Annotated in this window: 14 protein-coding genes; 6 read left to right on the top strand and 8 right to left on the bottom strand. The window is 65.2% G+C overall.

Annotated elements, in window-relative coordinates:
- Positions 1 to 91 precede the first annotated feature (91 nt).
- The 4 genes from NKG59_RS10815 to NKG59_RS10800 all read left to right on the top strand — a co-directional run bounded on the left by NKG59_RS10815 (position 92) and on the right by NKG59_RS10800 (position 4,168).
- The gene (locus NKG59_RS10815; RefSeq protein ID WP_253536704.1) at positions 92 to 1,282 is read left to right on the top strand and encodes an aminotransferase-like domain-containing protein; all 1,191 of its coding nucleotides are present in this window, start codon (positions 92 to 94) and stop codon (positions 1,280 to 1,282) included.
- 47 nt (positions 1,283 to 1,329) lie between these two features.
- The gene (locus NKG59_RS10810; RefSeq protein WP_253536703.1) at positions 1,330 to 1,971 is read left to right on the top strand and encodes a glutathione S-transferase family protein; all 642 of its coding nucleotides are present in this window, start codon (positions 1,330 to 1,332) and stop codon (positions 1,969 to 1,971) included.
- Between the two features lie 89 nt (positions 1,972 to 2,060).
- Positions 2,061 to 3,347 carry an MASE1 domain-containing protein gene (locus NKG59_RS10805; RefSeq protein WP_253536702.1) on the top strand — a complete coding sequence of 429 codons (1,287 nt, stop codon included), beginning with the start codon at positions 2,061 to 2,063 and terminating at the stop codon, positions 3,345 to 3,347.
- Positions 3,344 to 4,168, top strand: a complete 825-nt coding sequence (locus tag NKG59_RS10800) for an alpha/beta hydrolase (protein WP_253536701.1) — start codon at positions 3,344 to 3,346, stop codon at positions 4,166 to 4,168. The genes NKG59_RS10805 and NKG59_RS10800 overlap by 4 nt, the downstream gene beginning before the upstream one ends.
- Before the next feature lie 9 nt (positions 4,169 to 4,177).
- Here NKG59_RS10800 and NKG59_RS10795 read toward each other — a convergent pair whose 3' ends face one another.
- The 3 genes from NKG59_RS10795 to NKG59_RS10785 form a co-directional block, all read right to left on the bottom strand.
- Positions 4,178 to 7,336 (bottom strand): efflux RND transporter permease subunit, encoded by a 3,159-nt coding sequence (locus tag NKG59_RS10795; protein ID WP_253536700.1) that lies wholly within the window; start codon positions 7,334 to 7,336, stop codon positions 4,178 to 4,180.
- A gap of 2 nt (positions 7,337 to 7,338) precedes the next feature.
- Positions 7,339 to 8,520, bottom strand: coding sequence for an efflux RND transporter periplasmic adaptor subunit (locus NKG59_RS10790; RefSeq protein ID WP_253536699.1), 1,182 nt, complete (start codon positions 8,518 to 8,520; stop codon positions 7,339 to 7,341).
- A 167-nt stretch (positions 8,521 to 8,687) separates the two neighbouring features.
- Complete coding sequence (locus tag NKG59_RS10785; protein ID WP_253536698.1) at positions 8,688 to 11,051, bottom strand: patatin-like phospholipase family protein; 2,364 nt, start codon at positions 11,049 to 11,051, stop codon at positions 8,688 to 8,690.
- Positions 11,052 to 11,311: 260 nt separating this feature from the next.
- On the opposite strand from NKG59_RS10785, the gene NKG59_RS10780 reads away from it, so the two are divergent.
- On the top strand, positions 11,312 to 12,991 hold the full coding sequence (locus NKG59_RS10780) for an L-lactate permease (protein WP_024976212.1): 1,680 nt from the start codon (positions 11,312 to 11,314) through the stop codon (positions 12,989 to 12,991).
- Positions 12,992 to 13,508: 517 nt separating this feature from the next.
- Entirely contained in the window at positions 13,509 to 15,341 is a 1,833-nt protein-coding gene (locus tag NKG59_RS10775) for an ABC transporter ATP-binding protein (protein WP_253536697.1), read from the top strand.
- A gap of 3 nt (positions 15,342 to 15,344) precedes the next feature.
- Here the strand turns inward: NKG59_RS10775 and NKG59_RS10770 are convergent, their stop codons facing one another.
- The 5 genes from NKG59_RS10770 to parC form a co-directional block, all read right to left on the bottom strand.
- Complete coding sequence (locus tag NKG59_RS10770; RefSeq protein ID WP_253536696.1) at positions 15,345 to 16,664, bottom strand: MFS transporter; 1,320 nt, start codon at positions 16,662 to 16,664, stop codon at positions 15,345 to 15,347.
- A 43-nt stretch (positions 16,665 to 16,707) separates the two neighbouring features.
- Positions 16,708 to 18,090 carry an amino acid permease gene (locus NKG59_RS10765; protein WP_253536695.1) on the bottom strand — a complete coding sequence of 461 codons (1,383 nt, stop codon included), beginning with the start codon at positions 18,088 to 18,090 and terminating at the stop codon, positions 16,708 to 16,710.
- Positions 18,091 to 18,349: 259 nt separating this feature from the next.
- On the bottom strand, positions 18,350 to 18,895 hold the full coding sequence (locus tag NKG59_RS10760; RefSeq protein WP_253536694.1) for a chromate transporter: 546 nt from the start codon (positions 18,893 to 18,895) through the stop codon (positions 18,350 to 18,352).
- Positions 18,877 to 19,455: a chromate transporter gene (locus tag NKG59_RS10755; RefSeq protein ID WP_045204464.1), complete on the bottom strand. Its 579-nt coding sequence runs from the start codon at positions 19,453 to 19,455 to the stop codon at positions 18,877 to 18,879. Before NKG59_RS10755 ends, NKG59_RS10760 begins: the two co-directional genes overlap by 19 nt.
- A gap of 4 nt (positions 19,456 to 19,459) precedes the next feature.
- A complete protein-coding gene (gene parC / locus NKG59_RS10750; RefSeq protein ID WP_253536693.1) occupies positions 19,460 to 21,802 on the bottom strand; it encodes a DNA topoisomerase IV subunit A in 2,343 nt (780 codons plus the stop codon).
- Between the last annotated feature and the right edge of the window lie 37 nt (positions 21,803 to 21,839).

The following is a 21,839-nucleotide window of genomic DNA, read 5'->3' as shown; positions in this document are numbered from 1 at the left end:
GTTGGATGGGCCGGTTGCCTGCTATTCTTTTCGCTTTGCCCACCCACGGCACCCGCTCACGAGGTGGGCGCCGCAACACTAGGACCACACAATGGACCACACCGCCTGCACCTTCTCCAGCCGCGCTCAGAAACTGACCAGCTCGGCGATCCGGGAAATCCTCAAGATCACCGAACGTCCTGAGGTCATTTCGTTTGCCGGTGGCCTGCCCGCCCCCGTCACCTTCCCGGTCGAAGCGATTCAGGCGGCGTGCGACCGCATGTTTGCCGACAACCCGCAGGCCTCGCTGCAGTACACGCCCACCGAAGGCCTGTCGGTGCTGCGTGAGTGGATCGCCCAGCGTCATGGCACGACCGCTTCGCGCGTGCTGATCACCACGGGCTCGCAGCAGGGCCTAGACCTGCTCGGCAAGATCTTCATCGACCCGCAAAGCAAGGTGCTGGTCGAAACGCCGACGTACCTGGGCGCCCTGCAGGCGTTCTCGCTGTTTGAGCCGACTTATACGTCCATCGCCACCGATGACAAAGGCCTGCTGCCGGACGCGCTCACGCCAGAGCTGGCTGCCGGCGCGCGCTTCTTCTACACGATCCCGAACTTCCAGAATCCGACCGGCCGCCGCCTGCCGCTGGACCGCCGCCAAGCCCTGGTGGCCCGCGCGAAGGAACTCGGCGTGCTGCTCGTGGAAGACGATCCGTACGGCGAACTGAGCTACACCGGCGATGCCCTGCCGTCGCTGCGCTCGCTCAATCCGGACGGCGTGATCTACATGGGCTCGTTCTCGAAGATCCTGGCGCCGGGCATGCGCCTGGGTTACATCATCGCGCCCGAACACATCCACTTCAAACTCGTGCAGGCCAAGCAGGCATCGGATCTGCACACGCCCAGCTTCACGCAGCGCGTGGCGTACGAGGTGCTGAAGACCGGCCTGCTCGACACGCACATCCCGAGCATCCGAAACCTCTATGGCAAGCAGTGCGAGGCGATGCTCGACTCGCTCACGCGCCATATGCCGGCCGGTGTGCATTGGAATCGTCCGGAAGGCGGCATGTTCATCTGGGTGGAAGTGCCGGAAGGCATCGACACGATGGCGCTGCTGGAAAAGGCCGTCGCGCGCAACGTAGCCTTCGTGCCGGGCGCGCCGTTCTATGCCAATGCGCCGCGTCGCAACACCTTGCGGCTGGCGTTCGTGACGGTGGCACCGGAGCGCATCGAGCAAGGCATTGCCGTGCTGGGCGAGTTGATCCGTGCGGAAATCGCAGCGCTCACGCCCAAGGCCGCCTAAATTACATAACAATCCATTCCATCCATTCAAGAAAGGAGCCGTCGTCGATGCTGCGGATCTGGGGAAGACTCTCTTCGGTCAACGTTCAGAAGGTCGTCTGGTGCGCGCATGAGCTTTCGCTGGACCATGAGCGCATCGACGTCGGCGGCGCCTTTGGCGGTGTCGACACGCCGGAATTCAAGGCGATGAACCCGAACGGCATGATCCCGGTCATCGAAGACGGCCTGAACGATTCCGGCGACACCCGTTTCGTGCTGTGGGAATCCAACGCCATCGTGCGCTATCTCTCGGCACGCTACGGCCCGGGCAACCTCTATCCGCTCGAACTTCACGAGCGTGCCGATGCCGACCGCTGGATGGATTGGCAAACCACGTCATACAGCCCGTCGATGGTGGATGCGTTCCTGCAGCTCGTGCGCACGCCGGAAGACCAGCGCGACACCGCGCGCATTGAACGCTCGCGCCAGGCCGCGGAGCGCAGCACGGCCATCCTCGAAGCCGTGCTGGCCAAGCAGCCCTACGTGGCCGGCCAGCGTTTCACCATGGCCGACATCGTGTGCGGCTGTGCCACGCAGCGCTGGCTAGGCTTGCCGATGGAGCGCCCCGCGCGGCCGAACCTTGAACGTTGGATGACCGAGCTGCGCGACCGCCGCGCCGCGCGGGAAGTCCTGGCGCTGCCAGTGGTCTAAGCCCGCCCGAAACCGATTGCGGTAGCATCACCGACCGCGCACGGCACCTACGCCGGCGCGGTTTTTTGTTTTCACCGAGGGAAACCCGGATGCCATTGAACCGACCTTCCACCACCGTCGCCACGATCCTCTGGGGCGCGCTTTACCTGGTTGCCGCCATCGTGTCGCACCGGCTGAATGGGCCGGTCGACATGACGGGCTACATCTGGCTGCCCGCGGGCGTGACGATGGCCGCGTTCATGCTGCGGCCGTACCGCGAATGGCCGGGGCTGGGCGCAGCGTTTGCCGTAGCGCAGCTGGCGCTGGCGGCGATCGAGCACACCAACCCGGCCCACGCGATGCTCTTTGTGCTCGACGAGGCGGGCAGCGCGGCGCTGGCCGTGGCGCTGGTGCGACTGGCGCGCGTGCCGCTTGAAGGGCTTTACTTCGTACGCGCGATGCTGGTGGCGGGCGCGGTCAGTGCGCTGCTGGGGGCGCTGTTCGGGGCGGCATGGTTTGCGTGGTCGCAAGGCGGCTCGTTCGGGCACGTGCTGCGCATCTGGGCGGCGTCGGATTTCCTGGGCGTGCTGATCGTCACGCCGGTACTGGCGGCATGGTCGCGCTTTCGCGCGTTCCGCTCGGGCGGCACGGACCGCACGGATTTCGTGCTCGGTCTGGCGGCCGTCGTTGCGCTGGCGCTGTCGGCGTACGTCATCTTCGATGGCAACAGCGATGCCAAATTTGGCGACGGAATTGGCTTTGCACTGACGTACGTCCCGTTGTTCTTTGCCGTGGTGGCGGCGCTGATGTGGGGTGGGCGCGGTGGCTCGATGGCGGTGCTGCTGCTCACGCTGGTGGCACTCACGCAAACCGCTGAGGGCGACGGCCCCTTCGCCGTGCTGGATCATCACTATGGCCAGTCGCTGCTGGAAGCGCAGTTGTACCTGGGCATTGCCGCGCTGCTGGTGCTGCTGGTGAGCGCGCTCAAGACCACGCGCGAACAACTGCACGAGCAAAGCGCGCAGTGGCAGAACCGCGTGGAACTGGCGTTGGCGGCGTCGGGCCAGCTCGTCTACACCATCGACCCCGCCAGCGGCCGCATCGACTGGGGCGGCGACGTCGCTCTCGTGTTCGGACACGAACCGGCGAGCATGGCGTCGATCTCGACCGTGCTGCAACTGGTGCATCCGGATGACCGCGACGCGCTGCGTGCGCGTTGGCTCGGAGCGGCCGCACTGGAAGACGAGGCCGCAACGCCCGCACGCCGCCAGACGCTGCGCATCACCGCGCGCGACGGCACGCTGCACACCGTGGTGGATACCGGTGGCCCACTGACAGACGCCGTTGGCAACACCGCGCTCGTAACCGGTACCTGGTCAGTCGAGACCGCACTGTGACCCAATCGGCGTCCGGCAGCACGGCTGTGCTGCTAATCCATGGCCTGGGCGGCACGGCCTACGACCTGGGCGTGCTGCAGAAAGCGCTGCGAAGCGCTGGCGCCATCACGCACGTGCCGACCTTGCCCGGCCACGGTACGCGCCCCGAAGACCTCATCCACATGCCCGCCGAAGCGTGGCTTGAAACGCTCACGCAAACGTATGAGCAGCTCGTCGGCGAGCATGACACCGTGCATATCGCCGGGATGTGCATGGGCGCATTGCTGGCGCTGGTGCTGGCGCACCGCGTTCGACATGGCGTTACACGCCCGCAAGACAGGCTGGCACTGCTTGCCACGCCCATCCATATCGATGGCTGGTCGACGCCGTGGTATCGGAATCTGCGCTACGCGGTGTATCGCATCCCGGGCATGGCCGCGCGCATGCGCGTGGAAGAAGACGAGCCCTTCGGCATCAAGAACCCGCTGTTGCGGCGGATCATCAAAGCCAAGCTCGCACGCGGCGACAGCTTCCACTACCCGTGGGTGCCACTCGCATGCATTCGGCAGGTGGATCGGCTACGACGCTGGGCGGTGGCCGGGGCGCCCGATACGCAGTGCCAGACGCTGGTGATCCATTCTCGCGAAGACGAACTCACCAGCCTGCGCTCCGCCGAAACGCTGCAGGCCACGCTGCCCCACGTGCGCAGCGTGGTGCTGGAAAACAGCTACCACATGATCTGCGTAGACAACGACCGCGATCAGGTGGCCGCAGAGGTCCTCGGCTTTTTCGGTTTCGGCCCAGCGGTAGCCAGGCGCAAGAGCCCAGCCACCGCGGAGTAATCGCGCCGATCAGGCGGCCGGCCCCACGCTTTCGTGCTCGTGCGCCGCGTCCAGCCGGCGCTGCCGCTCGCTGCCCTTGAACACGCCCCGCACCGCCACAAAGAACACCGGCACCAGGAACACCGCCAGCACCGTCGCCGTGATGATCCCGCCCAGCACGCCCGTACCGATGGCGCGCTGGCTGGCCGATGCCGCACCGCTCGCAATCGCCAGCGGCACGACGCCAAACGCAAACGCGAGCGACGTCATCACGATCGGCCGGAAGCGCAGACGCGCTGCCTCCAGCGTGGCTTCAATCAGGCCCATGCCTTGCGCCACCAGATCCTTGGCCACTTCAATGATCAGGATCGCGTTCTTGGCCGACAGGCCGATGGTGGCAATCAGCCCCACCTTGAAGTAGATGTCGTTGGGCAGGAAGCGCAGCGTTGCACCCAGTAGCGCGCCCAACACACCCAGCGGCACCACAAGCATGACGGCCAGCGGAATCGACCAGCTTTCGTACAGCGCGGCCAGACACAAGAACACGACGAGGATCGACAACGCAAACAGCGCCGGCGCCTGCGCACCCGACAGACGCTCTTCGAACGACTGCCCCGTCCACTCGTAGCCAAAGCCCTCAGGCAGGCTGCGGGCAATCGACTCCATCGCCGCCATGGCCTCGCCGGAGCTGTGACCGGGTGCAGGCGAGCCGGTGATCGTCATGGCCGGAAAGCCGTTGTAGCGATCCAGCTTGAGCGGCCCGACCATCCATTTGGTGGTGGTGAATGCGGAAAGCGGCACCATGGCCCCTGCTGCATTGCGCACGTGCATGCGGCCAAGCTGCTCGACCGAAACGCGCTGCTTGCCGTCTGCCTGCACGATCACGCGGCGCACCTGGTTGCGGTAGACAAAATCGCCCGCGTAGTCGGAGCCGAACATCACGGCCAGCGTGCGGTTGATGTCCTCAATCGATACGCCCATCGACAGGGCTTTCTTGCGGTCCACATCGATCAAAACCTGAGGCGCATCGCCCTGGCCCGCAAACGTGACTTCCGACAGCGCGGGATGCTTTGCCGCCTCCGCCAGCATGTGGTCGCGCGCCTGTGCGAGGCGCTCGTAGCCGGCGCCGCTGCGGTCTTGCAGACGCAGGTCAAAACCGGGCTTGCTGCCCAACTCCGGCAGCGCGGGCGAGTTCATCGCCATGACCATCGCGCCCTTGATCTTGCCGAACGCCGCGTTGGCGCGTTCCACCACGGCATCGACGTGCTGGTCAGCGCCCTTGCGCTGCTTCCAGTCCTTGAGCGTCAGGAACAGCATGGCCGCGTTCTGGCCGTTGCCGTACAGGCTGAACCCGGTGATGGCCAGCGTGGACGCAACGGCCGGCTCCTGCGTCATGAAGTGCTGCTCAGCCTGCCGCACGACGTCGAGCGTCTGCGCTTGTGTGGCGCCAGTCGGCAGCATGACGACGGTCATGAATTCGCCGGTATCTTCTTCCGGCAGAAAGGCCGTCGGCAGTTGCGTGAACAGCAACACCACCACGCCGATGACCGCGCCGTACGCCACCAGTGCACGGCCCGTGCGATTGAGCAGCTTGGCGACACCGTTCTGGTAGCGCGACGTCAACCGCGCAAAGCCCCGGTTGAATGCGCCGAAGAAGCCTTTGCGCTCGGCGGCACCATGGCCCGGCTGTACCGGTTTGAGCAGCGTCGCGCAAAGCGCGGGCGTGAGCGTCAGCGCCAGGAATGCCGAGAAGACCATCGACACCGCCAGCGACAGCGAGAACTGCCGGTAGATGTTGCCCACCGCGCCGCCAAAGAACGCCATCGGCACGAACACCGCCGTCAGCACCAGCGAGATGCCGACAATCGCCCCGCTGATCTGCCGCATCGCCTTGGCCGTCGCCTCGCGCGGCGAGAGCCCTTCTTCGTGCATCACGCGTTCGACGTTTTCCACCACCACGATGGCATCGTCGACAAGGATGCCGATGGCAAGCACCAGGCCGAACAGCGTCAGCACGTTGATGGAAAAGCCCATCGGCAGCATCACCGCAAACGTACCCAGCAGCGCGATCGGCACGACCAGCGTCGGGATGAGCGTCGCACGCAGGTTCTGCATGAACAGCATCATCACCAGGAACACCAGCACCACGGCTTCGAGCAGCGTCTTGACGACCTGTTCGATGGCAATGCCGACAAAGCGCGAACTGTCGTACGCGACCTCGTAGCGCACGCCCGGCGGGAAATGCGCCTGCGCTTGGTCCAGCACCGCTCGCACGCGCTTGGCCACACCCACGGCGTTGGCGCCCGGTGCGAGCTTGATGCCGATGGTCGTGGCCGGCTTGCCGTTCATGCGCGAGAGGTACAGGTAATCGCTGCCACCCAGTTCCACGCGGGCCACATCGCGCAGCAGCACCATGCGGCCCTGCGCGTCTGCACGCAGGGGAATCTGGCCGAATGCCTCCGGCGTGGTGAGCCCATCGTCACCGGTGACGCTCGCGTTGATGGGCGCGCTGCCCGGCACGGCTCCGCTGCCGATCTCACCCACGGTGATGCGCGCGTTGTAGCGGCGCACGGCATCGCTCAAGTCACCGGCGGTGAGGCCCAATGCGGTGAGCTTGTCGGCATCGGGCCAGATGCGCATGGCGTATTCCGCATCGAACAACTGCGCGGTGCCGACGCCCGGCACGCGGCGCAGCTGGGGAATCAAATCAGACGAGGCGAGGTCGCCCAGGTCGATGCCGTCAAAGCGGCCGCGCTCGGCCGTCAGCGACAGATACATCATGTAGTTCTCGGCCGCCTTCTCGATGCGGATGCCGTTGCGGCGCACGACTTCAGGCAGGCGCTCCTCGACGATCTTCAGCCGGTTCTGCACCTCCACCGCCGCAAGATCGGGGCTCGTGCCCTGCGTGAACGACAGGTTGATCGATACGTTGCCCGCCGCGTCGGACGACGACGACATGTACAGCAGCCCCGGCGCACCGTTCATCTCACGCTCGATGATGGCGGTGACGGCGCTCTCCACCGTGCGCGCGGACGCCCCCGGGTAGTTGGCCGAAATGCTGACATTGGGCGGCGCGATGTTCGGATACTGCGCCACCGGCAGCTTGGGCAGCGCGAGCACGCCGGCCAGGATGATGGCCAGCGCAATCACCCAGGCAAAGACCGGGCGGTCGATAAAGAAGCGTGCCATGGTCAGCCCTTCTTCGGCTTCGTGTCGGCGCGCGATGCCGCAGGCACGGGCTTGACCGCCATGCCCGCTTCCAGCGTCTGCATGCCTGGAATGGCGAGGCGCTCTCCACCGGACAGCCCGCTCGTCACCAGCCATTGATCGCCAGCCAACGTTTGCGCAGCCACGGGCCGTGCAGCCAGCGTGTTGTCTGCCTGCATCACAAACACCGTCGCCCCATGGCGATCACGCTGCAACGCGCCCTTCGGAATCGTCACCGCGCCTTGCTGTACGGCGTGCGAGAGCTTCACGCGCACGTACATGCCGGGCAGCAGCAAGCCATCGGGGTTCGGCAGCACGGCGCGCATCGAGACGTTGTCCGTCGCACGGTCTACCGCCAGATCGGAGAACAGCAGCTTGCCCGGGCGCTCGTATGCCACGCCATCGCTCAGGATGACCTGCACGCCGATGTCCTGGCCGCTCAATGCAGCGGCCTGGCCCTTCTTGAGCGCGCGCTGCAAGGCGAGCACCTCGGCAGCGGGCTGCGCAAAGTCCACGTAGATCGGGTCGATCTGCTCGACGGTGGTGAGCGGCGTGGCAGCGTCTTCCTTGACCAACGCACCTTCGGTGACCTGCGCGCGGCGCGAGCGGCCGGCAATCGGCGCCGTGACGGTGGCATAACCCAGGCGCAGTTGCGCGGTTTCCAGCGCAGCGCGGCCCGACACCACATCCGCTGCAGCCTGACGTTCGGCGGCTTGCGCTTCAGCGTATTCCAGCTCGCTCACGGCGCGCGTGGCGGCCAGCTCCTTGTAGCGCACAGCCTTGTCGCGGGCGATGGCGAGTTGCGCCTGCGCGCGGGCAAGCGCCCCTTGCGCGGCGTCCACCTGTGCCTTGAGCGGCGCCGGATCGATGCGGAACAGCACCTGGCCGGCTTTGACCACCTGGCCTTCGTCGTAGGCGCGCTTGAGGACGATGCCGTCAACGCGCGCACGCACTTCCGCCGTGCGATACGGCTCCAGGCGGCCGGGCAGTTCGGTCACCAGCGGCGCATCGGAGCGTTGCGCGACGGCAAACTCGACCTCCGGCGGGCCGGCCGGCTTGGCGGCCTCATCAGCATGCCTGCCGCACGCCTGCAACACAGCCAGCGCGCAAGCGCACAGCAACCACTGGGACGAACGGGAACGACGGAACAACACAGAGAACATCATGAGAGGGGGCTGGGCGCGACCGCGCCCGAGGTCTTGAAAAAGCGAAGCGGAAGGCTAGCACGCACATCCGCCGCAGGCTGACCGATTGATTTCCCAATCTGATCAAGACCTTACGAAGCAGGCTCAGCTCGCGTGGGCAGGCAGGCGTGCTCCCCTTTGATGCTGTTTCAGAAGACGCGGCCGAGCTGCAGGTACACGTTCCACACGCCCTGCGGCGCCACAGCAAAACCGAAATACAGCGGCCCGATCGGGCTGTTGCCGCCAACGAATACGCTGCCGCTCTTCAGGTAAGGGCCACGCCCGAAGTTGTTGCGCAACTGCCAGACGTTGCCGGCCTCGGCGCTGGCGCCGAACACCGGCGCGCGCAGGCCGAGCAGGTCATCGATGCGCAGGTCGTACAGATAGGTCAGGCGGCCGTACAACATGTACTGGCCGTTGAACTGATTCTGCGCGTAGGCGGAAAGGTGCTGGAAACCGCCCAGGAAGAAGCCCTCGTTGGCGCCGTTGCCCGTGTTGCCATTGTTTTCGCGCGTCGGGCTGTTGACGCCAAACAGACCCGCCCCTTCCAACGCCACATTGAACGTGTGGCGGCCGTAGCTGGTCGCCCACAGGCCCTTGGCCTGCGCGGTGTTGAACTTCTTGTCGAGCGAGCCGAAACCCGCTTCCACGCTGCTGTAGAAGTAATAGCCGCTGCGCGGGAACAGCGGATCGTCGAGTTGGTCAAGCGTGAGCTGGGCGCGGAAGGCCGGCTGCTGGGCGCGCAAGGTGTCAACGGTCGTCGCATCCACGATATTTCCGGACTCGTCCGCGATCAGCTCCAGGTAATTGAACGTCGCCGCCTTCCTGACGTAGTTCACGCCCAGGCGCAGTTCACCCTTGCGGCCCAACGGGATGCCCAGGTCAACGCCGGCGCGCGCTGTCTCGATTGTCAGGTTGTTGAACGGCTTGGCGTCCCGGGTTGGCGGCAGATCGTCAAAGTAGAGATCCGATCTGCGGCGCGAATACTCCGCATACGGCGCGAGGTAGAACCCCTGCGATTGCCACAGCGGCTGCCGCAGTTCGGTGTGGATGCCCGCCCGGTTGCTGCCAAGCACGATGTCATTGCGCCACTCCAGCCCGCTCTGCGTGAGCCACGGATACCGATGGCCGAGGTTGACGTTGAATGCGCCCCGCCCGTCGAAGTTGGTCGACATGCCCAGCCCGAACAGGAAGAACTGGTTGCCCCACGACTTTTCATGCGCGTCGATCTTGAGCGTGTGCACGCCGTTCTCTTCCACCAGTTGCTGCGTGACGGTTTCGAAGTCGCCCGTGGTGGCCAGCGCCGACAGTTCGCGGTTGAGCGCTTCGGCGTCATACGCATCGCCTTCGCGCACCTTGATCAACTGGCGCACGCGCGCGGGCGGCACGCGGCCGCTGGTGGTCACGTCAATGGCGTCAATGCGTGCGCCCGCGGCCAGCATGCCCTGCGGCTCATGGGCAGCGCCGTACGCGGCATACGCCTGCGGCGACAGCGACAACGCCGCGAGCTTGGCTTCAACGCCCTGCGCGGCGCGCTCGCCCTGCCGCACGCCCTGCGGGCCCTTGGCGAAATCGGTAAATGAAAGCTCCGAGAGTTGCGGCTCGATCAGCACATCTTTGCCGCGCAGCAACGCCTTTTGCGCACGCACGTTCTGGCCGACGAGGATGGTGATCATCTGCTGCGTCACCGCCGCCGGCGAGGCCAGGTCTTCCGGCCGCTGCAAGTCCGACCCGATGTTGACGGCGATGACGATGTCGGCCCCCATATCGCGCGCGAGCTGCACGGGCAAGTTGCTCACCAGGCCGCCATCCACCAGCGTGCGTCCGCCCACTTCAATGGGCGCGAACAGCCCCGGCACCGCCATGCTTGCCCGCATTGCTAGCGGCAGCGAGCCGTGGTCGAGAATCACCCCGTCGCCCGTGGCCAGATCCGTCGCCATGGCCTTGAACGGAATCGGCAGGCGCGAAAACTCGATGTTGTCGGGCCACTGCGCCGTCCAGTTCTTGAGCAGCGCGAGCAGGCGGTTGCCCTGCACCAGGCCGGTGGGCAGCCTGAGCTTGCCGTCACCATAGCCGGCGGACAAGCCGATCGGATACTGGAAATCATCCTCACGCAGCGATTGCGGCAGCTTGGCGCGGTCGTTGCGGTCGAAGGCGATGTCGCTCAGGTCGACCTGCGAGAGCTTCTGCTCCAGTGCATCCGCACGCATGCCGCTGGCGTACAGCCCGCCCACCACGGCGCCCATGCTCGTAGCGGCAATCACATCCACGGGAATGCGCATGCGCTCCAGCATCTTGAGCACGCCAATATGCGCATAGCCGCGCGCCCCGCCGCCCGAGAGCACCAGGCCGATACGCGGCCGCGTCGATTCGGTGTTCGCCTGCGCGGGCGCTGCCGCAGTCTGGCCATGCACGGCGGGCGACAGCGTTGCCAGCGTCACAAATGCAGCGAGCACAGCGGCAGCCCATCGGGAGCCGCGTCGGCGAATCGGAAAGGCCGTCAGAGAAGCCATGGATAGGGGGCGAAATGGGGTGGTGGTCTGCGCTGCAGGCGCAATGATTCCACAACCCGGATTTACCCGGTGCGATTGCATGCGCCGCGTCAACCCTCGCCCCGCAGCCGATGAATACTTTTCAGGGCGAAAGTGACAGAATATTGCGGTGACCCGGACACGCTTGTTCCTACAATCCGCGTTTGCCCCTGCGAAAAAGGGGCAGCAGAAGACGTTCGGTATCGAGAAGAACCGAAACGCCCAAACAGGAGGAGATCAAGATGTGGAATCAAGTCTATGACCCGCTCGGCAGCGCCGTGTGGTCAACCCTAGCGGCCGGGATACCGGTTGCGGTGCTGCTGTGCTCGCTGGCGTTCTTCCATATGCAGGCCCATCTGGCGGCCGGGTTGGCGCTGATTGTCGGGGTGGGGATCGCCTCGTTCGTGTTCGGCATGCCGACCGCAATGGCCGGCAAGGCGGCAGGCCTCGGCATCATTTCAGGCCTGTTCCCGATTGGCTGGATTGTCCTGAACATCATCTTCCTGCACCGGCTCACCACTTTGAACGGGTCGTTCAAGGTCTTACAGAGCTCGATTTCCGGCATCACCGAAGACCGCCGCCTGCAACTGCTGCTGGTGGCGTTCAGCTTTGGCGCTTTCTTTGAAGGCGCAGCGGGCTTCGGCACGCCGGTGGCTGTCACGGGCGCCATCCTGATCGGCCTGGGCTTCTCGCCGCTGGCCGCCTCTGGCCTGGCCCTGATCGCCAACACCGCCCCGGTGGCCTACGGCGCACTGGGCGCGCCGCTCATCGGGCTGGCCTCGGTCACGGGGCTGGACTTGCTGAAGCTGTCGGCCATGGTTGGCCGCCAGTTGCCGTTCTTCTCGGTGCTGGTGCCGTTCTGGCTGATCTGGGCGTTCGCGGGCTTCCGCGGCATGCTGCAGATCTGGCCGGCGATCCTGGTGGCGGGCGTGTCGTTCGCCATTCCGCAGTTCCTGGTGTCGAACTTCCACGGCCCGTGGCTGGTGGACGTGATTGCCGCACTGGTGTCGATGGGCTCGCTCACGCTGTTCCTGAAGGTGTGGAAGCCCAAGACGATCTGGACCTCGACCGCCCTGCGCAACCGCGAGGACAACTCCCGCGTCGACCCCGAAGCCGCTGCCGAAGCGCGTGCCGCTACCAGCGCTGATGCCAATACCAAGATCACGCGCGTGCAGGCTTGGCTGCCGTGGGTGATCCTGACCGTGTTCGTGTTCATCTGGGGCATTCCGCAGTTCAAGGCGTTCGCCGACGGTCTGTGGCAATTCAAGTTCCCGATCCCCGGTCTGGACAAGATGGTGCTCAAGGGCCCGCCGGTGGTCGCGAAGGAGACCGCCGAAGGCGCGGTGTTCCTCTTCAATGTGCTGTCGATGGCGGGTACGGGCATCCTGGTATCGGCCATCGTGGGCGGCCTGCTGATGGGCTACTCGGTGCCGCGCATGGTCAAGGAATACTGGAACACCATCAAGCTCACGCGTTATTCGCTGCTGACCATCTGCGCGATGTTCGGCATCGGCTATCTCACCCGCTATTCGGGCCTGGACGCAACGCTGGGCCTGGCCTTCGCCCACACCGGCGTGCTGTACCCGCTGTTCGGCACGATGCTGGGCTGGCTGGGCGTGGCGCTCACGGGGTCGGATACAGCCTCGAACGTGCTGTTTGGCGGCCTGCAGAAAACCACGGCCACGCAACTCGGCCTGTCGCCAATTCTCATGTCGGCAGCCAACAGCTCGGGCGGCGTGATGGGCAAGATGATCGATGCGCAGTCCATCGTCGTGGCCTCCACCGCCACCAAGTGGTACGGCCACGAGGGCGACATCCTGCGCTACGTGTTCTTCCACTCGCTGGCGCTGGCCTTCCTGGTGGGCCTGATGATCACCCTGCAGGCTTACGTGGAGCCGTTCACGCGGATTGTGGTGCACTGACCACCCTCTCCCGGATAAATAAGAAAGCCGCTCCTCAACCGAGCGGCTTTTTTTTATGGCGCGATGAGTCTCACGGCCCGCCCGGCGCCTCCCCCGGATCACAGCTGACGCTCTGAACTCCAACCGTCGAGCAAAAAGCCCCACGCACCGAGCTCTGAGCCCCAATCGCCGAGCAAAAAGCCTCACGCGTCGAGCTCTGAGCTCCAACCGCCGAGCAAAAAGCCTTACGCGCCGAGCTCTGAACTCCAACCGCCGAGCAAAAAGCCTCACGCGTCGAGCTCTGAGCTCCAACCGTCGAGCAAAAAGCCTCACGCGTCGAGCTCTGAGCTCCAACCGTCGAGCAAAAAGCCTCACGTGCGGAGCTCTGAGCCCCAATCGCCGAGCAAAAAGCCTCACGCGCCGCGCTCTGATCTCCGTAAGCCGGGCCGCCAGCAGGGCTGCTTTCACGCGCGTATCATGGGCGGCTCTTCCGCGCACGTCCCGCCCTGGGGCGTCGGTCTCCTCTCCCCGACCCGACATGCTGCTGCGCCGCCTGGAAAAGCTCATCGATCCGTTCCGCCCCCTGCCCGACACGCAGCCTCCGGCCAATGTCTGGCGCTTCTACGCGTACTTCCTGCGTGAAGTGCGTGGCGTCTTTGCGTTCCTGCTCGTCGTCGGGTTGCTGGGTGCGCTGATCGAAGTCGCGCTGTTCGACTTCCTGGGTCGCATCGTCGACATGATCCAGGCAACACCCGGCTCGGAGTTCTTCGGCCGCCACCGCAACGAATTGCTGTGGATGGCCTTTGTGGCGCTGATCGCGCGGCCGGTCATCTTCGGCCTGCACGACGTGCTTGTGCACCAGGTCATCAACCCGAACCTGTCGAACCTGATCCGCTGGCAGAACCATCGCTACGTCCTCAAGCAGAGCCTGACCTTTTTCCAGAACGACTTTGCGGGCCGCATTGCCCAGCGCATCATGCAGACCGGTTTCTCGCTGCGCGATTCCGCCGTGCAGGCCGTGGATGCGCTCTGGCATGTCGTGATCTACGCGATCAGCGCGATGGTGCTGTTTGCCAGGGCCGACTGGTGGCTCGTGGTGCCGCTGCTGGTGTGGATTGGCTGCTACATCGCGGCCCTGAGCTACTTCGTGCCGCGCGTGAAGGCGCGTTCAGTTATCGCCACGGAATCGCGCTCCAAGCTGATGGGCCGCATCGTGGATGGCTACACCAACATCACCACGCTCAAGCTGTTCGCCCACACGCAGCACGAAGAAAGCTATGCGCGCGACGCCATGGCGGAGCAGACCGACAAGACCCGCCTGTCCGGCCGCATGATCAGCGGCATGGATTTCACCATCACCGCCATGAACGGCCTGCTGATCGTCGGCACGTCGGCGCTCGCGCTCTGGCTGTGGAGCCAGGGCCGCGTGAGCGCCGGCACCATTGCGCTGACCACGGGGTTGGTGATCCGCATCAACAACATGTCGGGCTGGATCATGTGGGTGGTCAACGGCATCTTTGAAAACGTCGGGCAGGTGCAGGACGGCATGCAGACCATCGCGCTGCCGCGCGCCGTGATCGACCAGCCCGATGCCAAGCCGCTGCAGGTGACGCGGGGCGAAGTGCGCTTCGAGCACGTCGGCTTTCACTACGGCAAGGGCAGCGGCGTGATCGAAGGGCTGGACCTGGTGGTGCGCCCCGGTGAGCGCATCGGCCTGGTCGGCCCTTCGGGCGCGGGCAAGTCGACGCTCGTGAACCTGCTGCTCCGGCTATACGACGTGGAGCGCGGCCGGATTCTGGTCGACGGCCAGGACATTGCGGCCGTGACACAAGAGAGCCTGCGCGAGCAGATCGGCATGGTCACGCAGGATACGTCGCTGCTGCACCGCTCCATTCGCGACAACCTGCGCTACGGCAAACCCGGCACCACCGAGGCGGAGTTGATGCAAGCCGTACGCCGTGCGCGCGCCGACGAGTTCATCCCGCAGCTATCCGATGTGCAAGGGCGACGCGGCTTTGACGCGCTGGTGGGTGAACGTGGGGTGAAGCTCTCGGGCGGTCAACGCCAGCGCATTGCGATTGCGCGTGTGCTGCTCAAGGACGCGCCGATCCTGATCCTGGACGAAGCCACGTCAGCGCTGGATTCGGAAGTGGAAGCGGCCATCCAGGAAAGCCTGGAAACGCTGATGCAAGGCAAGACCGTGATCGCCATTGCGCACCGGCTTTCGACCATTGCGCGCATGGACCGGCTGGTGGTGCTCGACGGCGGCCGCATTGTCGAGAGCGGCACGCACGCCGAGTTGCTCGAACACGGCGGCCTGTATGCGCGGCTGTGGGCACATCAGACCGGCGGTTTCGTTGGGGTGGACTGAGCGTTACGAGAGGCGCCGGCCGAGCGTCTCGGGCACCATCGCCAGACCGATCAGCGAGACCAGCCCGCAGCCGATCACGTAGAAGGCCGGCGCGTTTGCGTTGCCCGTGAGCTGGATCAGCTCGGTCGAGAAGAACTGCGCAAAGCCACCGAAGATGGCAATGGCAACGCAGTAGGCAATCGACAGGCCCGTGGCGCGCAGCCGCTGCGGCAACACCTCGCTGACGAGCACCATCGAGGCCGGCGAGGTCATCGACATCGGCACCGACAGGCAGCCGACCACGATCAGCAACCGGGCAAGCGAAGGCTCTGCGTTGATGAGCGCGAAGGCCGGATAGATCATCACCAGCAGCGCAACGCGCGACCACAACACTACTTTGCGGCGCCCGACGCGATCGGCGAGGCGGCCCGCGAACGGTGACAGCACCACCTGCACCAGCGCCGCAATGCACGCCGCCCAGATGCCCAGCGACAGCGGCATGTGCAGCACGCTCACGGCGTAATTGCTGAGGTAGTAGACGATGATGTACGTGGACGAAGCCACGCCAATCATCAGCAGAATGCTCGCCACCAGCGTGCGGCGGTGTTCGCGCAGCAGCGGCAGCGTGGCGTCGGCTTCGCGCGTGCTGTGCGGTGCGGCGGTTTCCTCAAGACGGCGACGGATGACCAGGCCGACGGGGATCACGAGAATGCCGATCACGAACGCAAGCCGCCAACCCCACGACTCCAACGCGGCGGGCGCCAGCACATTGCTCAGCAGCAAGCCGACCAGCGCGCCGAACAGCGCCGCCAGCCCCTGGCTGAACGGCTGCCAGCTCGTGTAGAAACCGCGCGAGCGATCATCGGCGTATTCCAGCAGCAGCGCAGTCGAAGCACCCATCTCACCGCCAATGGCAAAGCCCTGCACGAGCCGCGCAAGCACGACGAGCACCGGTGCGAGGATGCCGATCTGGGCGTAGGTCGGCGTGACAACGAAGATCAACGACGACAGGCCCATCAGCCACAGCGTGAGCGCCACGGCGGGCTTGCGGCCTGCGCGGTCAGCGTACATGCCGATCAGCAGACCGCCGAGCGGCCGCATCAGGAAACCCACGCCGAACGTGGCGAACGACATGAGCAACTGGCCGGTTGCGTTGCCGACCGGAAAGTACAGCCGGCCGATCAGCGTGGCAAAGAAGCTGTAGACCACGAAGTCATAGAACTCGAGGCCGTTACCGATCGTGATGGCGGCAATGGCGCGCGTGCGGGACAGCGGTTGCGCGTGGACCGTCGCCTGCGCGCCCGCGCGGCCGGCGTACGACGGCGCAGAGGTGTGGTTCGACATCGGTTGTCTCCAGAAATCGTCTTTCTTTTTTTTCCGGCCGGGCTCACGCCCCGCTTGCCTCTTCAGCCAACACGGCTGCTGCGTTGGGCTTCACGCGCAGATACCACGCTGCCGACATGAGCAGTACCCAGCCTGCGCCAACGTACAGCGCCACGCGGGTATCTTCCATGGTGCCCAGCACGCCGATCACGAACAGCATGAACGCGATGGCAAGGGCCGGCCCCACGGGCCACAGCGGCACCTTGAACTTGAGCGCACGCACTTCTTCGGCCGACAGGCGACGGCGCATCGCCACCTGCGACAGCAGGATCATCAGCCAGACCCAGACGGTCGCGAACGTGGCGATCGACGCGATGATCACGAAGACGTTTTCGGGGATCAGGTAGTTCAGCACCACGCCGCCCAGCAGCGCACCGGCCATGAACAGCACCGTCACCCAGGGCACGCCGTGACGCGACGTGGCCGCAAAGATGCGTGGCGCCTGGCCCTGCTCGGCCATGCCGTACATCATGCGGCCCGCGCCGAAGATGTTGCTGTTGATGGCCGAGATGGCTGCCGAAATGACGATGAGGTTCAGGATCGCTGCCGCAGACTGGATGCCCAGCCCCGAGAAGATCTGCACGAACGGGCTGCCCTGGCCGTCGATGCCCGTCCACGGGAAGATCGCCATCAGCACACACATGGTCAGCACGTAGAACAGCAGGATGCGCGCCGGCACAGCGTTGATGGCCTTCGGGATGACCTTGTCGGGGTTCTGCGCTTCACCGCCGGTAATGCCGATGATCTCGACGCCGCCATACGCAAACATCACCACGGCAAACGACGCGATGAGGCCGCCCACGCCATGCGGCAGGAAGCCGCCGTGCGACCAGAGATTGCTCAGGCCCGACGCATGCTCGCCGTTCATCTTCACGCCGAGGAACAGGATGACGGTGCCGCCGACGATCATGGCGCCGATCGCCACGATCTTGATGAGCGCGAGCCAGAATTCCATCTCGCCGAACACCTTGACGTTGCACAGGTTCAGGCCGCAGATGAGCATGACGATGCCGAGCACCCAGACCCATTGCGGCACCTCGGGAAACCAGAAGCCCATGTAGATGCCGAAGGCCGTGACGTCAGCCAGGCAGACGATCACCATTTCGAGGATGTACGTCCATCCGGTCAGAAAGCCGGCGAGCGGACCGAGGTTGTCGCGCGCATAACGCCCGAACGAACCGGAGACCGGCTGGCGCACCGCCATCTCGCCGAGCGCGCGCATGACCATGTAGACGGCCGCGCCGCCGATGATGTACGCGAGGATCACGGCCGGCCCGGCCAACTGGATGGCCGAAGCGGACCCGTAGAAAAGGCCCGTGCCAATGGCCGAACCGAGCGCCAGAAAACGGATATGCCGCGCGCGCAGGTTGCGTTGAAGGTGTTCCAAACTGTCTCCTCTTTATGTCGGCGAGGTTGCCTGCGGGGCCGGTCCGGGCTTGACGCGTGGGTCGATCGGACGTGAATTCACATACAGACAACATCGCTTAGATGCGTATGTTGTTGTATATACATTATCGATGGCATTGGGGTATTCCCGAAGGGCTACGCCCCAGCACCTCCAGCCAGCGCGCAAAGAAAAAGGCGGACTTTTGTCCGCCTTGGATTCGCTTGCGGTGAACGCCGCGCAGCCGGTGCGACTGAGGGCGCTACACCCAGCCCATGCCGCCAACTAAAGCCCCTACCCCCACCAGCACCAGCGGGTGTATGCGGGTGAAGGTACAGGCCACGACCGTCGCAACGGTCAGCGCGATGGTGCTGAAGCTGCTGTCTGCCCCTCGGGCCAGCACCCAGCCGGTGGAGAACAACAGACCGATCGTCAGCGGTGCAAGGCCGCGGCGGACCAACGCGATCCAGCGCGCGTCGGGCTTGCGGTCCATGACGCGCGCGATGACGGCGGCGATCACGCAGGATGGCCCGCAGATGCCAACCAGCGATGCGATTGCACCGCCCAGACCTGCCGCCTGCCACCCGAACAGTTCCACAAACAGCACGTTGGGGCCTGGGGCCGCCTGCGAGATGGCATACATGGCGCTCAGCTGCTCGCTCGTCATGTAGTGGCGCGTATCGACCAGGAAACGATGCATGTCGGGCAGCGTCGAGCTTGCCCCGCCGATGGCGAGAAACGACAGCACGAGAAAGTGCCAAAACAGGTCGAAGACGGTGGCGAGGTAGCTCATCGCATCGCCCTCCATTCGAGCAGGAGGGCAAGCGGTATCAGCACCAGCATCACGGGAAGCAGCGGCCACTGCAACACGCCGATGGTGAGGACGACCGCCAGACCGATGCCGACGGCACGCCAGGTGCGGGACTGGCCCTGCGCCAGCTTGACGGCGGTTGAGAGCACCAGCCCCGCCGCCACCGCTGCCATGCCCTTGAGCAGGTTCTGCACCAAAGGCAGCGCGCTGAATTGGTCGTACAGCATGACGATCAACAGCAGCAGCACGGCAGGCGTGAGCACAAGACCGCCCATTGCGGCTGCGGCGCCACGCACGCCGTGGTACCGATAGCCGAGCATCACCGACAGGTTGACGACATTCGGACCGGGCAACACCTGCCCCAGACTCAGCAGCTCGGCGAACTCGGTGTTGGATAGCCAGCGGTTGCGATCCACAATGCCGGCACGCGCGAACGGCAGCACGCCACCAAAGCCCGACAGCCCCATGCGCGCAAACTCTGTGAAGAGCTTGCGGCACGAGGGAACGTTTGCGTCTGTCGCCGAAACCGCATCAGGCGGTGCGTGCGGATCGCTCATCGGATCAGGCGGCTGCCGGTGCCGGTTTCGGCAGCGAGAGCTTCGCGTCGCGCAGCTTGGGCTCCAGTGTCTTGCCCTTGCGCGCGCGCTTGCCTGCATACGGCTCTTGCGCGCGGGTCGTCATGGTCTGCTCAACGGCCTTGCCGCCGCGTGGGCCGGTGCCCGAGAGCACGAAGCCCGCTGCACCGAAGGCCACCGCCTGAAGCAGCGTTTCGTTCTTCTCCAGCTCCATCAGGATCACGCCACGGCCACCGCTGGCGAGCGTCTTCAACTCGCTGATCTGGAACAGCAGCATGCGGCCGCCTTCCGACAGACACGCCACGCCATAAGCGTCGGCCGGCACGGGCGCCGGTTTGTTGGGCTGGTCGCCCTCGTCCAGCGTCAGGAACGCCTTGCCGGCCTTCTGGCGGCCGACCATGTCGCCCACCTTGGCCAGGAAGCCGTTGCCGCCGCGCGTGGAAATCACCAGATTCTGTTCGGCGTGGCCCGCGAACGTGTGGGCGATATGCGTGCCCGGCGCGAGTTCGATCAGCGTCGTCAGCGGCACACCATCGCCACGGCCGCCCGGCAGGTTGGCCACGGCCACGGAATAGACGCGGCCCGTGCCCTTGTCGTCGCGCGTGCCGAAGATCAGCAGCGCATCAGTGGTACGGCATTCAAACGTGTCATACAGCGTGTCGCCAGCCTTGAAGCCGAATTGCGTGGCGTCGTGGCCGTGGCCCTGGCGCGTACGCACCCAGCCCTTCTGCGAGACGATCACCGTGACGGGTTCATCGACGACCTTCACTTCGGCGGCGGCACGGCGCTCCTCCTGGATGAAGGTGCGGCGGTCGTCGCCGTATTGCTTCGCGTCAGTCTCGATCTCCTTGATGATGCGACGGCGCATCATGGTCTCGGACTTCAGCAGCACGTCCAGCTCGCCCTGTTCTTCGCGCAGGTTCTTCAGTTCCTGCTCGATCTTGATGGCTTCCAGGCGTGCGAGCTGGCGCAGGCGGATTTCCAGGATGTCTTCGGCCTGACGGTCGCTCAGGTTGAACACCTGGATCAGGGCGGCCTTGGGGTCTTCGCTCTCGCGGATGATGCGGATCACATCCTCAATGCGCAGCAGCACCAGTTGCCGGCCTTCGAGGATGTGGATGCGGTCTTCCACCTTGCCCAGACGATGGCGCGTGCGGCGCGTGACCGTGGCAAAGCGGTAGGCGATCCACTCGCGCAGGATCTCGGCCAAGCCCTTCTGGCGCGGCCGGCCATCCGTGCCGATCATCACCAGGTTGATGGGCGCGCCCGACTCCAACGACGTATGTGCCAGCAGCGTGTTGGCAAATTCCTGCTGATCGATGTTCTTGCTCTTGGGCTCGAACACGAGGCGTACCGGCGCATCCTTGCCGGACTCGTCGCGCACGGCGTCGAGCAACCCCAGCATGGTCTGCTTCATGGTGAGCTGATCCGGCGACAACGACTTCTTGCCCGTGCGCACCTTCGGGTTCGTCAGCTCTTCAATCTCTTCCAACACCTTCTGCGACGAGGTGTTAGGCGGCAATTCGTTCACCACGAGCTGCCACTGGCCGCGCGCGAGTTCTTCGATCTTCCAGCGCGCGCGCACCTTCAGGCTGCCGCGACCGCTCTCATACACCTGCGCAATGTCGGCTGCAGACGAGATGATCTGACCGCCGCCCGGAAAGTCCGGCCCCGGCATGTACTGCATCAGATCGGAGCTGGTGAGCTTGTCGTCGCGAATGAGCGCCACGGTGGCGTTCGCCACTTCGCGCAGGTTGTGCGACGGGATCTCCGTGGCCATCCCCACCGCAATGCCCGATGCGCCGTTAAGCAGCACGAACGGCAGGCGCGCCGGCAGCAGCTTCGGCTCGTCCATCGAACCGTCGTAGTTGGGGATGAAGTCGACCGTGCCCTGGTCCAGCTCTTCGAGCAGCAGACGCGAGATGGGCGTGAGGCGCGCTTCGGTGTAGCGCATCGCCGCCGCACCGTCGCCATCGCGCGAGCCGAAGTTGCCCTGCCCGTCGATCAACGGGTAACGCAGCGAGAAATCCTGCGCCAGGCGCACCAGCGCGTCGTAGGCAGATTGATCGCCGTGCGGGTGGTATTTACCGAGCACGTCGCCCACCACGCGCGCCGATTTGACCGGCTTGGCATCGGAGCGCAGGCCCATCTCGTGCATCGCGAACAGGATGCGGCGCTGCACTGGCTTCTGGCCATCGGCCACCTCGGGCAACGCGCGGCCCTTGACCACGCTGATGGCGTAGTCGAGATAGGCGCGCTCGGCATAGGCGCCAAGCGTGAGCGCTTCGGCCGGCTCGCTGGGGTCGAAGAGGATGTCTTGTTGTTCCATGGAGGCTCAAGCGAAAGCGGCGCGCTTCAACGTTGCG

The organism is Ralstonia chuxiongensis (assembly GCF_024158925.1).
In the GTDB taxonomy this organism is placed as follows: Bacteria; Pseudomonadota; Gammaproteobacteria; order Burkholderiales; family Burkholderiaceae; genus Ralstonia; species Ralstonia chuxiongensis.
The sequence above is the reverse complement of the archived record's forward strand: the minus strand, read 5'-3'. Positions and strand labels throughout refer to the sequence as shown.